The following is a 13,755-nucleotide window of genomic DNA, read 5'->3' on the forward strand; positions in this document are numbered from 1 at the left end:
GACCCCCGCGCCTCAAACGCCGGCGGGGTTGAGGTTGCGGCTCCGCCCCAGGGCCCCCGCGCCGCGAGCGTCGGCGGGGTTGAGGTGCGGCTCCGCGCCAGAGCCCCCGCGCCTCAAACGCCGGCGGGGCTGAGGTTGCGGCCCCGCCCCAGGGCCCCCGCGCCGCAAGCGTCGGCGGGGCTGGATTTTCCAGCCTGCGCGGCGTTTGAGCGCGCCGGGCGCGAAGCGGCCGGAACGGGGTGTTCGGGGCCGTAGGCCCCGCCGCGCGGCGGAGCCGCACATCCGGAACAGCGGGAAGGGGCGGGGCGGGGGAGGAAACCCGCTCGGGTCGGACCGGCGTCGCAACGGTGCCCGACTGCCGCCCGGCTCAGGCCCGTTCGGCCAGGAACTCGGCGAAGGTCACCTTGCCGACGGCGTGCTGCGGGGCCAAGTTGCCGCCGCGCACGAATCCCGCGTACGCCTTGCCCGCCAGCGGCAGGCCGAACACCCGGCGCTTGCGGCCCGTCGCCTCCAGGTACGCCCGCCCCAGCTCCACCAGCGTGTACACCTCGGGCCCGCCCATGTCGGGGACCCGGCCCGCCGGGGCCGGCACCGCCAGCTCGGCCAACCGGTCGGCGACCTCCGCCACCGACACCGGCTGCACCCGCACCCCCTTCGGCAGCGGCACCGGCACCACCGGCACCTTCGCGGCCGTCTCCGTGACCATCGCCACCAGGTCGTGGAACTGCGTCGTCCGCAGGACGGTCACGCCCAGCCCCGACTCCAGGAGCATCCGCTCCACCCGGTGCTTGACCTCGTAGTAGCGGAGCGGGACCACGTCCACCCCCACGATCGAGATGTAGACGACGTTCGTGACGGTCCCCGCCCGTCGGGCCGCGTCGATCAGGTGCCCGGCGGCCACGTCATCACCGCCGCGCGGATTGGACGCGCAGTGCACGACCACTTCCGCGCCCGCCATCGCCGCGTCCAGCCCGCGGCCGTCCATCAGGTCGACCGGGTGCTCCCGGGAGTGCCGGCTGAGGGCGCGCACGTCGTGGCCCGCCGCCCGCAGCCGGGCGACGACCAGCGTGCCGAGGGTTCCCGTACCGCCCGTGACGAGGATCGTGCTCATGATGTCCGTCCGTCCCTTCCCTGGGGAATCGCGTTCACCCGCCGGGATTGGACAGCGGTCAGGAATGTGACAGCTGGCGCTGCAGGAATTCCAGCTTGTGTGGGTTGACCACCGCCCGCACCTCCCTGACCAGCCCGTCCTCGAACTCCACCAGCAGCACCCCGAGCCCGCCGATGACCAGCGCGGGCTCCCCGTTGACCACGGCGAAGTCGAGCGGGAGACCGGCCGCGTACTTGTGCAGCGCCCCCGCCAGGAACCGGGCCACCCGGTCCCGGCCGACCACCGGCCGCCGGGCCGCGCTCACCACTCCGCCGCCGTCCGACACGTACCGCACGGCGGCGGTGAGCATGCCCTCCAGCCGGACCAGGTCGCCGTCCCGGGCCGCCGCGAGGAAGGTCTCCACCAGCCCGCGCCACTGCTCCGGGTCCGCCTCGAAGCGCTTGCGCTCCGATGCTGCCGACCGGCCCTCGGCGGCCCGGCCCTCCGCCACCCGGGCCGACGCCCGCCGGTACAGCTGCCGGCAGTTGGCCTCGGACAGGTCCAAGAGCCCGGCGATCTCCCGGTGGCCGTACGCGAAGGCCTCGCGCAGCACGTACACCGCCCGCTCCACCGGAGTGAGTTGCTCCAGCAGCACCAGCAGGGCCATCGAGACGCTGTCGCGCTGCTCGGCCGACTCCAGCGGCCCGAGCGCGCCGCCGTCGGTGAGGACGGGCTCCGGCAGCCAGGGGCCGACGTACTTCTCGTGCCGGGCGCGTGCCGAGGTGAGCCGGTTCAGGCACAGGTGGGTGACGGCCTTCGCCAGCCAGGCACCGGGGTGCTCCACGTCGCCGCGGTCCGCGGCGGTCCACCGCAGCCAGGCGTCCTGGACGGCGTCCTCGGCCTCGCCGGCGGATCCGAGCATGCGATAGGCGATGCCGAACATCCGGGACCGGTGCTCCTCGAAGTCCGCGGTGCGGGCGGCGGCAGAAGTGATCACCGCAGCAGGGTACGCGCGGGGACCCGGTGGCCGCCGGGCCACCGGGTCCTCAGGTCGTGCCGACAGTTCCGGCGGTCCCGGCCCTGCCGCACGGGTGTCAGCAGGCGCCCAGGTCCTTCCAGACGCCCCAGTCGCCGGTGGTTCCGGGCTCCTCGTTCTGCGTCCACCACTGGGCCTTCCAGTTGCGGCCCCTGTGGGAGACGACCGTCCCGCCGGTGTGGACGCCGCCCGCGACGTACGCCGGGTTGCTGCAGCTGCCGCCCGGTGGCGGGCTGGTCGGGGGGCGGCTGCTCGGCGGCGGGCTCGTCGGGGGCTGGGAGCCGTCGCCCGGTTCCACCACCGTGGTGCCGCGGGCCAGGTCGCCGGCCAGGGCGTACGTGGTGCCGGAGACGGCCACCGTCCAGTTCGAGGGGGTGGACACCGGCAGGTAGTAGTTGAACGCCAGGTCGACGGAGGCGCCCGGGGCCAGCGACTGCCAGGCCGGCAGCTTCAGCGCGACCCGGTGGAAGTCGCCCTTCAGGCCGCCGACGTTGGTGCCGGTGTGGCCGCTGCTGATCACCATCGCGGCGAAGCCGGACTGGTCGGAGGCGTTGTCCGGGGCCGAGGTCGCGTAGTCGAACCGGAACTCGGTGCCGCCGGGCAGGGCGGCCTTCGTGTTGTTGGTGATCTTGATCTTCGGGGTGATCGGGTAGTTCGAGTCGCCGAGCTTGAAGTCGGTGAACTCGACCTTCACGTCGACCGCCCGGTCCGGCAGCGCGGCGGCGCCGGCCTTCCTCGCCCCGTACGGGGTGGCGGTCTTGAACTTGTCGTACATCAGCGAGGTGAGCGTGGAGCCCGCCTCGTACTGGCCCTTGGCGGCGTTCCAGGCGTAGTCGCCCGCCATCTCCCACACCATCGTGCCGCCGATGCCGCGGTCGACCACGTAGTCGGCCTTGGCGGCCACCGACTGCTCGTCCTCCGTGGACAGGAAGACCTTCTTCTGCGCGTTCCACAGCCAGGGCGCGACCAGGGTGGCGTCGTACTTGCGGACGTAGGTGCCGGTCAGCGCGGTGTCCGCCGGGAAGCCGTACCGGCCGACGTAGTCGCCGACGATCCCCTTCTCCAGGTTCTTCGCGTGCCACATCGGGTTGGAGCCGGCCGGGGACTCGTTGCCGTTGTCGTCCTTGTCGTGCCACAGGTTGTCGATGCCGACCGCGCCGTCACCGCACGTGGTCAGGCCCGACCCGGCCGGGCAGGCGGTCGCGGCCGCCTTGCCCCACAGGCCGTCGGTGCCGCCCTGCACGTTCTTGTGGCCGCGGGTGTAGTACGGCAGGCCGATGTTGATCCGGCCGGCCGGCAGGGAGCCGCGGAAGTAATGGTACGCCCAGTCGGTGTTGAGGTAGCCGATGCCGCCGTACTGCCGGGACCCGTAGACCCCGGCGGCGGCGAGCTCCCCGTCCTTGCCGTCGTCGAAGAGGGAGGCGTTGGGGCCGACGTACTCGTTCCAGGCGCCGTGCAGGTCGTAGGACATGATGTTGACGTAGTCCAGGTACTTCTGCATCTGGTACGTCTCCATGCCGCGCAGCAGGTAGCCGGAGGACGGGGCGGCCACGGTCAGCAGGTAGTGCCTGCCGTCGGCGGCGCCGGCCCGGTCCAGCTTCTCGCGGAGGGTCTTCATGAGGGCGTCGTAGCCCTTGACCAGACCGGCCCGGCGGGGGTTCGCCGTCGGCCAGTCCAGCGGGTTGCCCGCGTCCTTCATCGACGTCGGGTACTCGTAGTCGACGTCGACGCCGTTGAAGCCGTACTTCTTCACGAAGGCGACGGCGGAGTCGGCGAAGGTGTCGATGCCCGCCTGGTTGACGGAGCCGTCCGGGTTGGTGGCCATCGCGTAGAAGCCGCCCGAGCTCACCCGGGTGCCGTTGCCGTCGAAGTGGCCGCCGGTCTCGGCCCAGCCGCCCACCGAGATCAGCGTCTTCACGTCCGGGTGCTGCTTCTTGTACTTGGCCAGCAGGTTGAAGTGGCCCTTGTAGGGGAGGGCCGGGTCCATCTCGGCTCCGGCCACGCCCGGCCAGGTCATGCCGGTGGCGGCGTTGTCCGGGCCGTCCGCGCCGACGGAGATCCTGTTGTCGCCGCCGATGTGCGCGAAGGCGTAGTTGATGTGGGTGATCTTGTCCCAGGGGATGTTGTTCGCGAGGTAGGCGGGCCGGCCGTCCTTGCCGGTGCGCCAGCCGGTGAAGTAGCCGATCACGCGCCGCCGGTGGTCGGCGCCCATCTCCTCGCGGCCCTCGGCGTCGTAGACCGAGCAGTACGGGACGTCGACGCCGGGGGTCCGGTAGAGGCCGTCGGGCCGACAACCCTCGTGGTCGGCGGCGTGCGAGACGCCCGCCGAGAGCCCGCCCGCCAGCAGTCCGGCGATGGCCGCGCCGGCTGCCAGGAGCAGTGCTCTCGTACGTGTGGGGGACAGCATGGTGCCTCCTGGGGAAGGGAGGAGTGCGGGACACAACAGGCAGGGAAGTGGTGCGTGTCGGCCCGCGACGTGCGCACATCTGACGGGCTGTCTCCCGGGAAGGGTGAAGGGAACGTTAAGAGGACTAGACCAAGGCGTCAATAGGTCTGGACCAATATCGGGTGCACTTGACGGACTCCGGCGAAGCGCCCCGGCTGTGACTCAGGCCACAGCATTTCTCCCGCATGGCCCCCGATCGCCCGTGGCAGACTGACAGGAGTACCAGTAGAAGCAGCGCACTCCGGGGTCGGTGCAATTCCGAACCGGCGGTATAGTCCGCGACCCGTCCGCAGCCAGCGGCCGGTTGACCAGGTGAAATTCCTGGACCGACGGTTAAAGTCCGGATGGGAGGCAGTGCGCGGCGGGCAGTCACACCGGTACGCCGCCGTCGGCGGTCCCCGCGCGGGTCCCTCCGGGACACGTGCCGAGCGGACCGTTCCTCCGGCCTCGGCGTCCCCGCGTGCCTGTACCGCTCATCTGTCGTAGCCCGACAGGCCCCGGAGTCCGTGCCCGATGAGGCAGGAGGACCCGGTGGCACCCCACGCCGAGCACGCACCGCACGACGCGGACGCGGACACCCGCGCCATGCGCCGCGCCGTCGAACTCGCGGCCCGCGGCCTCGGCTCCACCAGCCCCAACCCGGTCGTCGGCTGCGTCATCACCGACGCCGCCGGCACCGTCGTCGGCGAGGGCTGGCACCAGCGCGCCGGCGGACCGCACGCCGAGGTCCACGCCCTGCGCGCCGCAGGCACCGCCGCCCGCGGCGGCACCGCCTACGTCACCCTCGAACCCTGCAACCACACCGGCCGCACCGGACCCTGCGCCCAGGCCCTGACCGACGCCGGCATCAGCCGCGTCGTCTACGCCGTCCCCGACCCGAACCCGCAGGCCAGCGGCGGGGCCGCCACCCTGCGCGCCGCCGGGATCACCGCCGAGGGCGGGCTCCTCCAGGCCGAGGCCGAGGCCGGCAACACCGCCTGGCTCACCTCCGTACGCCTGGGCCGGCCCCACGTGACCTGGAAGTACGCCGCCACCCTCGACGGCCGCAGCGCCGCCGCCGACGGCACCAGCCGCTGGATCACCTCCCCGGAATCCCGCGCCGACGTGCACCGCCTGCGCGCCGAGTCCGACGCCGTCCTCGTCGGCGGCGGCACCCTGCGCGCCGACGACCCGCACCTCGCCGTCCGCGGCATCGACGGCGCGACCCAGCCGCTGCGCGTCGCCCTCGACACCCGCGCCGCCCTCCCGCCGAACGCCCGCATCCTCGACGACGCGGCCCCCACCCTGCTCGTCGTCGGCGAGGACGCCGACACCCTGCACCTGCCCGGCGCCGACGTGCTCCGGCTGCCCCTGCACGACGGCCGCATCGCCGTCCACGAACTGCTCGCCGCGCTGTACGCCCGCGGCGTCCGCGCCCTCTTCCTCGAAGGCGGCCCCACCCTGGCCGGAGCCTTCCTCGAAGCCGGCGCCGTCGACCGCGTCGTCGGCTACATCGCCCCGGCCCTCCTCGGCGCCGGGCCCGCCGCCCTCGCCGGCGCCGGCATCACCACCCTCGCCCACGCGGTCCGCCTGGAGATCACCGAGGCCGTCCGCACCGGCACCGACCTGCGCATCACCGCCGTCCCCACCACCGCCCCCAAGGAGCACTGAGTGTTCACCGGAATCGTCGAAGAACTGGGCGAGGTCACCGCCGTCGAGCAGCTCTCGGAGGCCTCCCGCTTCCGCCTGCGCGGCCCCCTCGTCACCGACGGCGCCAAGCACGGCGACTCCATCGCCGTCAACGGGGTCTGCCTCACCGTCGTGGACACCGCCGACGGCGAGTTCACCGCCGACGTCATGCAGGAGACCCTCAACCGCTCCGGCCTCGGCGCCCTGCAGCCCGGCTCCCGCGTCAACCTGGAGCGCCCCATGGCCCTCGGCGGACGCCTCGGCGGCCACCTCGTCCAGGGACACGTGGACGGCACCGGAACGATCCTCTCCCGCACCCCCTCCGAGCACTGGGAGATCGTCAAGGTCTCCCTCCCGGAGAACCTCGCAAGGTACGTCGTAGAGAAGGGCTCTATCACTGTCGACGGCGTCAGCCTCACCGTGGTCGAGGCCGCCGCCGACTACTTCACCATCAGCCTCATCCCCACCACCCTCGCGCTGACCACGCTCGGCATCAAGCAGCCCGGCGACCCGGTCAACCTGGAGGTCGACGTCCTCGCCAAGTACGTCGAGCGCCTGCTCGCCGCCGGCGTGGACCCCCTGACCGCGCGCGCCGACGAACCCGAGGAGACCGACCGGTGAACGCCCTGATCTGGCTCAACGCCGAGGCCTTCACCGTCTTCGGCCAGAAGGTCATCTGGTCCGACATGATCGGCAACCTGATGGGCCTCGCCGCCCTCGCCCTCGGCTGGCGCCGCTCCATCTGGACCTGGCCCGCCCAACTGCTGTCCGGCCTCATCCTCGTCGCCGCCTACGCCTCCGCGCACCTCGCCGGCGGCGTCGGCAAGCAGCTCCTCGTCATCGGCGTGGCCGTCTGGGGCTGGCGCGCCTGGCACCGCGGCAAGCGGCAGGCCCAGGACGGCTCCCTCGCCGTGCGCACCGGCACCCGGTCCGAGCGCGGCCTGCTCCTGGCCGGCGCGGCCCTCGGCACCCTCGCCGTCGGCGGCCTGTTCACCCTCTACCCGAACCTGTCGTGGAGCCCGTGGGCCGACGCCTACATCTTCGTCGGGACCGTCGTCGCGATGGTCGCCCAGGCCCGCGGCCTCGTGGAGTTCTGGTTCGCCTGGCTCCTCGTCGACCTCGTCGGCGTCCCCCTCGCCTTCACCAACGGGCTGGCGTTCTCCGGCCTCGTGTACGTCGTCTACTTCGCGCTCGTCCTGTGGGGTGCCCACGACTGGTACCAGCGCTCGCGCACCACCACCGCCCCGGCCCTGGAAGGAGCAACGGCATGACCACCCTCAAGCCCGTCCCCGACTTCGACGCCCTCGTCGAGGAGACCTTCCGGCTGGACCCGGTCGAGCAGGCCGTCCGCGACATCGCGGCCGGCCGGCCGGTGGTCGTCGTCGACGACGAGGACCGCGAGAACGAGGGCGACCTCGTCGTCGCCGCCGAGAAGATCACCCCCGAGATCGTCGCGTTCATGATGAGCGAGTGCCGCGGCCTGATCTGCGCGCCCATGGAGGGCCCCGAGCTGGACCGGCTCGAACTGCCCCAGATGGTGCAGAACAACACCGAGTCGATGAAGACCGCCTTCACCGTCTCCGTCGACGCGACCGCCGCGCACGGCGTCAGCACCGGCATCTCCGCCGCCGACCGCGCCACCACCCTGCGCCTCCTCGCCGACGGTGCCTGCGGGCCCTCCGACTTCGTCCGCCCCGGCCACATCTTCCCGCTGCGCGCCAAGCCCGGCGGCGTCCTGGTCCGCAACGGCCACACCGAGGCCGCCGTCGACCTCGCCCGCCTCGCGGGCCTGAGCCCCGTCGGCGCGATCGTGGAGATCGCGGGCGAGGACGGCGTCATGCTGCGCCTGCCCGAGCTGATCCCCTTCGCCCGCAAGCACGGCCTGTCGATCATCTCCATCGCGGACATGGTCGACTACCTCCGCTCCGCCGAGCCGACCGTGCGCCGCGAGGCAGAGGTGACCCTGCCGACCTCCTTCGGCGACTTCACCGCGTACGGCTACCGCTCCACCGTCGACGGCGTAGAGCACGTCGCCCTCGTCCACGGCGAGGTCGGCGACGGACAGGACGTCCTCGTCCGCGTCCACTCCGAATGCCTGACCGGCGACATCTTCCACTCCCTGCGCTGCGACTGCGGCCCCCAGCTGCACGCCTCCATGGCCCGCATCAAGGAGGAGGGCCGCGGCGTCGTCGTCTACCTCCGCGGCCACGAGGGACGCGGCATCGGACTGGTGTCCAAGCTGCGCGCGTACGAGCTCCAGGAGCGCGGCCGCGACACCCTCGACGCCAACCTGGAACTCGGCCTCCCGGCCGACGCCCGCGACTACGCCGCCGGCGCGCGGATCCTCGCCGACCTCGGCGTCAAGAGCGTCCGGCTGCTGACCAACAACCCCGACAAGTCCGCGGCCCTCGTCCGGCACGGCATCGCCGTCAACGACCGGGAGCCGATGCCCGTCGAGGCGGGCGAGCACAATCTGCGGTACCTGCGCACCAAGCGGGACCGCATGGGCCACGACCTCCCCTGGCTGGGCGAGACCGTCCCGGCCGCCTGCGGCAACCAGTAGGAAAGCACCCGTACCCCCGTACACCCGGACCACGCACCATCACCCACGAACACGAACCACCGAGGAGCACAGCAGTGAGCGGCAAGGGCGCACCCGAACTGAGCGTGAGGAACTGCGGAGACCTGCGGGTCGCCGTCATCGCGGCGCAGTGGCACGAGAAGGTCATGGACGGTCTCGTCGACGGCGCCCTGCGCGCCCTGCACGAGCTGGGCATCGACGAGCCCACCGTGCTCCGCGTCCCCGGCAGCTTCGAGCTCCCGGTCGTGGCAAAGGTACTCGCCGGTCGCGGTTACGATGCCGTCGTCGCCCTCGGAGTGGTCATCCGCGGCGGCACCCCGCACTTCGACTACGTCTGCCAGGGCGTCACCCAGGGCCTGGTACAGGTGTCGATCGACACCGGAGTCCCCGTCGGCTTCGGTGTACTGACCTGCGACAACGAGGAACAGGCGCTGGACCGCGCCGGCCTTGAGGGGTCGAACGAGGACAAGGGGCACGAAGCGGTCATCGCCGCCGTCTCCACCGCAGCCACCCTGCGGTCCGTCAGCGAACCCTGGCGCTGAGTGGCGGCGGACGACCCCGTATTCTGAGGACCATCATGGCGAACGAACTCCCCAAGACCTTCGAAGAGCTCTTCACGGAGCTCCAGGCCAAGGCCGCTGCCGGTGACCCCGGCACCTCCCGCACCGCCGAACTGGTCGCCAAGGGCGTCCACGCCATCGGCAAGAAGGTCGTCGAGGAGGCCGCCGAGGTCTGGATGGCCGCGGAGTACGAGGGCAAGGAGGCCGCCGCCGAGGAGATCTCCCAGCTGCTGTACCACGTCCAGGTGATGATGGTGGCGCGGGGGATCACCCTCGACGAGGTCTACAAGCACCTCTAGACACATCCACACCACACACCCATCGCATCTCGCACTGAAGGAAGCCTCATGCTGCGCATCGCCGTCCCCAACAAGGGCTCACTCTCCGGAGCGGCGTCGGCGATGCTCCATGAGGCCGGCTACCGCCAGCGCAAGGAGTCCAAGGAGCTCGTGGTCGTCGACCTCGAGAACGAGGTGGAGTTCTTCTACCTCCGCCCCAAGGACATCGCGATCTACGTCGCCTCGGGCCGCCTCGACGTGGGCATCACCGGCCGCGACCTGCTGCTCGACTCCGGTGCCAGCGCCGAGGAGATCCTTCCTCTCGGGTTCGGGAAGTCCACCTTCCGCTACGCCACCAAGCCCGGCACCGCGAAGGGCCCCGAGGACTTCCACGGCATGACGATCGCCACCTCGTACGAGGGCATCGTCGCCAAGCACCTCGCCGACCAGGGCATCGACGCCTCCGTCGTGCACCTGGACGGCGCGGTCGAGACCGCCATCCAGCTCGGCGTCGCCGAGATCATCGCGGACGTCGTCGAAACCGGCACCAGCCTGCGCAACGCCGGCCTGGAGGTCATCGGCGAGCCGATCCTGAAGTCCGAGGCCATCGTCATCCGGAGCAACGGCGCCGACGGGGAGAACCCGCAGGTGCAGCAGTTCCTGCGGCGCCTCCAGGGCGTCCTCGTCGCCCGCAGCTACGTGATGATGGACTACGACTGCCGTGCCGAGCACCTGGAGCGCGCCGTCGCACTCACCCCCGGGCTGGAGTCGCCGACGGTCTCCCCGCTGCACAACGAGGGCTGGGTCGCCGTCCGCGCGATGGTCCCCGCCAAGGACGCCCAGCGGATCATGGACGACCTGTACGAACTCGGCGCCCGCGCGATCCTCACCACGTCGATCCACGCCTGCCGCCTCTGACGCGTACAACAGACCCGTACGCCCACCCGTACGCCGTCGCCCGACCCGTACGCCCCCTGAAGAAGGCATCACCAGCACCATGGCCGAGTCCGCCGCCCAGCCCGCACTGCCCGCCCTGCCGGTCACCTTCCGGCCGACCCGCACCCGGGTCGTCCTGCTGAGCGTCGGGCTCGCCATGTTCGCGACGATCACCGCGATCGCCTTCATGCTGGAGAACCTCAGCGGCGGCGAGCGGGTCAGCTTCGTCTTCACCGCCGCCCTGATGACCTCCGTCCTCGTCCTGCTCAGCCGCCCCAAGGTGGTCGCGGACGAGACGGGCGTCACCGTGGTCAACCTCACCACCACCCGCCGCCTGGAGTGGGCGCAGATCCTGCGCGTCAACCTCCGCCCCGGCGACCCCTGGGTGTTCCTGGACCTCAGCGACGGCACCAGCCTGCCCGTCCTCGGCATCCAGCCCGGCGTGGCCAGGGAGCAGGCCATCGGTGACGCCCGCGCCCTGCGCGCCCTCGCCGAAGCCCGCGGAACCGGGCCCCGGGACCACTGAGACGGCCGCCTCCGACAAGCGGACCGCTGCGTCCCATTGCGGCGGCGATCTCAATGACTACCCTGGTGGCGGGGCGCGGCCGTGCGCCCTCCCACCGGCCCCGGGACCCCGTGGCCCGCGGGCACCTGCAATTCGAGGAGTGACTCCCCCCGGCAATGGACGGACCGTCCGGTAGTACCCGCGCCGCCCTCCCCGCGGAGGCGGCCGCATGACCATCCCGCTACTCCTGCTCCTGGCGGCCTTCGCCCTGATCCTCGCCAACGGCTTCTTCGTGGCGGCCGAGTTCGGCCTCGTCACGGTGGAGCGGCCCGACGCCGAACGCGCCGCAGCCGACGGCGACCGCCGTGCCCGCACGGTGGTGAAGGCCCTGAGGGAGCTGTCGTTCCAGCTCTCCGGCACCCAGCTCGGCATCACCATCACCTCCCTCGTGGTCGGCATGCTCGCCGAACCGGCCCTCGCCGCACTGCTGGCCGGGCCCCTCGCGGCGACCGGCCTGCCGACCGGAGCCGTCTCCGGCGTCGCCGTCGGCATCGGAATGCTGCTCGCCTCGGCGGTCCAGATGGTCGTCGGCGAACTCGTCCCGAAGAACTGGGCGGTCTCGCGGCCGCTCCAGGTGGCACGCTTCGTGGCCGGCCCGCAGACCTTGTTCTCCCGCGCCTTCCGGCCGGTCATCGCAGGCCTCAACGCCGTCGCCAACCGCCTCGTACGGGCCTTCGGCGTGGAACCGGCAGAGGAGATGGCCTCCGCCCGCACCCCCGGCGAACTCGTCTCCCTGGTCCGCCACTCGGCGCAGGCCGGAGCCCTCGAACAGGACACCGCCGACCTCTTCGTACGGACCCTCTCCCTGGGCGAGCTCACGGCCCAGCACGTGATGACGCCGCGGGTGAAGGTCAGCGCCCTGCAGCAGACGGCCACCGCCGCCGACGTGCTCAACCTGACCCGGGCCACCGGCCTGTCCCGCTTCCCGGTCTACCGCGAGCGCATCGACGAGGTCACCGGCGTCGTCCACCTCAAGGACGCCCTCGCCGTGCCCGAAGCCGAACGCGCCCGCACCACGGTGGGCCGGATCAGCGTCCCCCCGCTGCTGGTGCCCGGCTCCCTGCCGGTGCAGCCGCTGCTGGAGCGGCTGCGCAGCGAACAGCCCATGGCCGTGGTCGTCGACGAATACGGCGGCACCGCGGGCGTGGTCACCCTGGAGGACATCGTGGAGGAGCTCGTGGGCGAGGTCCGCGACGAGCACGACTTCGCCGAGGACGACGGCCCCGAACTGGCCGCCGTCCCCGCCGAGGACGGCCGGCCTTCCTGGGACGCCGACGGCAGCTGCCGCGTCCACACCCTGCGCCGGATAGGCCTGGAAGTGCCCGACGGCCCGTACGAGACCGTCGCTGGCCTCGTCGCGGACCTCCTCGGCCGCATCCCCGCCCCCGGCGACCGGGCCGAACTGCCCGGCTGGAAGCTCTCCGTCCGACAGGTCGGCCGCTACCGCGCCGAGCGGGTCCGCCTGGTGCGCACCGCGCCCAGCCAGGCCGCCCCGGCCGAACTCGAGGCGGCAGGCCGGTGAGCGCGCTCCAACTCCTCTTCGCCCTGCTCCTCGTCCTCGCCAACGGCTTCTTCGTCGGCGCCGAGTTCGCCCTCGTCTCCGTCCGCCGCAGCCAGATCGAGCCCCTCGCCGCCGAATCCAAACGGGCCCGCCAGGTCCTCCACGGCCTGGAGAACCTGCCGCGGATGATGGCCGCCGCCCAGTTCGGCATCACCCTCTGCTCGCTCACCCTCGGCGCGGTCGCCGAACCCACCGTGGCCCGGCTGCTGGAACCCGTCTTCCACGCCGCGCACGTCCCGCAGGGCCTGATCCACCCCCTCGGCTACGCCGTCGCGCTCGCCGCCGTGGTCTTCCTGCACCTCGTCATCGGCGAGATGGTGCCGAAGAACCTCGCGATGGCCGCGCCCGAGCGGACCGCCCTGTGGTTCAGCCCCGGCCTGGTCGCCTTCGCCCGCCTGTGCGGGCCGGTCACGACCGCCCTCGGGGCGTGCGCCGCCGTCGTCCTCAGGCTCTTCAAGGTCGAGCCGAAGGACGAGGTCGAGGCCGTCTACACCAGTGCCCAGCTCGGCCGGCTCGTCGAGGACTCCCGGCAGGCCGGACTCCTCGAACCGAGGGAGCAGGAACGCCTGGAGGACGCGCTGGAGCTGGGCAGCCGCCCCGTCACCGACGTCCTGCTCGCGCGCGACCGGCTGGTCACGGTCGGGCCCGGGGCCACACCCCGGCAGATCGAACAGCTGACCGTCCGCACCGGGTACTCCCGGTTCCCCGTCCGCTCCGAAGGCGGCGCCTTCATGGGCTACCTGCACGTGAAGGACGTCCTCGACCTGGAGGACCGGGAGCGGGCGGTGCCGCAGCGGGTGTGGCGCCGCATGCCGACGCTGTCGTCGACGCTTCCCCTGGACGACGCCCTGAGCGTCATGCGGCACGACGCCACCCACCTGGCCCAGGTGGCGGATCCGGGAGGCCGGATCCTCGGCCTGGTCGCGTTGGAGGACGTCCTCGAAATGCTCGTCGGCGAGGTCCGGGACCCCGCCCACCGCATCCCGCCGCGCCGTCACCCGGAACGCGCCCTGACGGCCTGACCCGGCCAACCC

The 13,755-nt window shown here is 72.3% G+C and carries 13 protein-coding genes and 1 riboswitch; of the genes, 10 read left to right on the forward strand and 3 right to left on the reverse strand.

Translation table 11 applies throughout. The features are described from left to right. Window positions 1–367 precede the first annotated feature (367 nt). The 3 genes from HYE82_RS25450 to HYE82_RS25460 form a co-directional block, all read right to left on the reverse strand. Window positions 368–1,111, reverse strand: a complete 744-nt coding sequence (locus HYE82_RS25450; RefSeq protein ID WP_179176483.1) for an SDR family oxidoreductase — start codon at window positions 1,109–1,111, stop codon at window positions 368–370. A gap of 58 nt (window positions 1,112–1,169) precedes the next feature. Continuing rightward, entirely contained in the window at window positions 1,170–2,087 is a 918-nt protein-coding gene (sigJ, locus tag HYE82_RS25455; RefSeq protein ID WP_309144447.1) for an RNA polymerase sigma factor SigJ, read from the reverse strand. 97 nt (window positions 2,088–2,184) lie between these two features. Further along, window positions 2,185–4,533 (reverse strand): chitinase C-terminal domain-containing protein, encoded by a 2,349-nt coding sequence (locus tag HYE82_RS25460; protein WP_179176484.1) that lies wholly within the window; start codon window positions 4,531–4,533, stop codon window positions 2,185–2,187. A 271-nt stretch (window positions 4,534–4,804) separates the two neighbouring features. Further along, window positions 4,805–4,934, forward strand: a riboswitch (FMN riboswitch). 223 nt (window positions 4,935–5,157) lie between these two features. Between HYE82_RS25460 and ribD the strand changes: the two genes are divergently transcribed. From ribD to HYE82_RS25510, 10 genes are all read left to right on the forward strand, one after another. After that, window positions 5,158–6,222, forward strand: coding sequence for a bifunctional diaminohydroxyphosphoribosylaminopyrimidine deaminase/5-amino-6-(5-phosphoribosylamino)uracil reductase RibD (gene ribD, locus HYE82_RS25465; protein WP_256987661.1), 1,065 nt, complete (start codon window positions 5,158–5,160; stop codon window positions 6,220–6,222). Then, on the forward strand, window positions 6,223–6,861 hold the full coding sequence (locus tag HYE82_RS25470) for a riboflavin synthase (protein ID WP_179176486.1): 639 nt from the start codon (window positions 6,223–6,225) through the stop codon (window positions 6,859–6,861). Then, window positions 6,858–7,511 carry a nicotinamide mononucleotide transporter family protein gene (locus tag HYE82_RS25475; RefSeq protein ID WP_179176487.1) on the forward strand — a complete coding sequence of 218 codons (654 nt, stop codon included), beginning with the start codon at window positions 6,858–6,860 and terminating at the stop codon, window positions 7,509–7,511. The genes HYE82_RS25470 and HYE82_RS25475 overlap by 4 nt, the downstream gene beginning before the upstream one ends. After that, entirely contained in the window at window positions 7,508–8,803 is a 1,296-nt protein-coding gene (locus HYE82_RS25480) for a bifunctional 3,4-dihydroxy-2-butanone-4-phosphate synthase/GTP cyclohydrolase II (protein ID WP_179176488.1), read from the forward strand. Before HYE82_RS25475 ends, HYE82_RS25480 begins: the two co-directional genes overlap by 4 nt. Window positions 8,804–8,877: 74 nt before the next feature. Beyond that, window positions 8,878–9,363 carry a 6,7-dimethyl-8-ribityllumazine synthase gene (gene ribH, locus HYE82_RS25485; protein ID WP_179176489.1) on the forward strand — a complete coding sequence of 162 codons (486 nt, stop codon included), beginning with the start codon at window positions 8,878–8,880 and terminating at the stop codon, window positions 9,361–9,363. Window positions 9,364–9,398: 35 nt separating this feature from the next. Beyond that, a complete protein-coding gene (locus HYE82_RS25490; protein WP_179176490.1) occupies window positions 9,399–9,680 on the forward strand; it encodes a phosphoribosyl-ATP diphosphatase in 282 nt (93 codons plus the stop codon). A gap of 48 nt (window positions 9,681–9,728) precedes the next feature. Beyond that, on the forward strand, window positions 9,729–10,577 hold the full coding sequence (hisG, locus tag HYE82_RS25495) for an ATP phosphoribosyltransferase (RefSeq protein WP_179176491.1): 849 nt from the start codon (window positions 9,729–9,731) through the stop codon (window positions 10,575–10,577). A gap of 79 nt (window positions 10,578–10,656) precedes the next feature. After that, the gene (locus HYE82_RS25500) at window positions 10,657–11,121 is read left to right on the forward strand and encodes a PH domain-containing protein (protein WP_179176492.1); all 465 of its coding nucleotides are present in this window, start codon (window positions 10,657–10,659) and stop codon (window positions 11,119–11,121) included. Window positions 11,122–11,329: 208 nt separating this feature from the next. Further along, window positions 11,330–12,682, forward strand: a complete 1,353-nt coding sequence (locus tag HYE82_RS25505; RefSeq protein ID WP_179176493.1) for a hemolysin family protein — start codon at window positions 11,330–11,332, stop codon at window positions 12,680–12,682. Beyond that, window positions 12,679–13,743, forward strand: coding sequence for a hemolysin family protein (locus HYE82_RS25510; protein ID WP_179176494.1), 1,065 nt, complete (start codon window positions 12,679–12,681; stop codon window positions 13,741–13,743). Before HYE82_RS25505 ends, HYE82_RS25510 begins: the two co-directional genes overlap by 4 nt. Window positions 13,744–13,755: the final 12 nt, after the last annotated feature.

This window comes from Streptomyces sp. BR123 (assembly GCF_013401435.1).
In the GTDB taxonomy this organism is placed as follows: Bacteria; Actinomycetota; Actinomycetes; order Streptomycetales; family Streptomycetaceae; genus Streptomyces.

Coding starts and splice junctions, on each gene's coding strand:
- HYE82_RS25450 (WP_179176483.1), bottom strand. CDS start 1,111: ATGAGCACGATCCTCGTCACGGGCGGTACGGGAACCCTCGGCACGCTG.
- HYE82_RS25460 (WP_179176484.1), bottom strand. CDS start 4,533: ATGCTGTCCCCCACACGTACGAGAGCACTGCTCCTGGCAGCCGGCGCG.
- ribD (WP_256987661.1), top strand. CDS start 5,158: ATGCGCCGCGCCGTCGAACTCGCGGCCCGCGGCCTCGGCTCCACCAGC.
- HYE82_RS25480 (WP_179176488.1), top strand. CDS start 7,508: ATGACCACCCTCAAGCCCGTCCCCGACTTCGACGCCCTCGTCGAGGAG.
- HYE82_RS25490 (WP_179176490.1), top strand. CDS start 9,399: ATGGCGAACGAACTCCCCAAGACCTTCGAAGAGCTCTTCACGGAGCTC.
- hisG (WP_179176491.1), top strand. CDS start 9,729: ATGCTGCGCATCGCCGTCCCCAACAAGGGCTCACTCTCCGGAGCGGCG.
- HYE82_RS25500 (WP_179176492.1), top strand. CDS start 10,657: ATGGCCGAGTCCGCCGCCCAGCCCGCACTGCCCGCCCTGCCGGTCACC.
- HYE82_RS25505 (WP_179176493.1), top strand. CDS start 11,330: ATGACCATCCCGCTACTCCTGCTCCTGGCGGCCTTCGCCCTGATCCTC.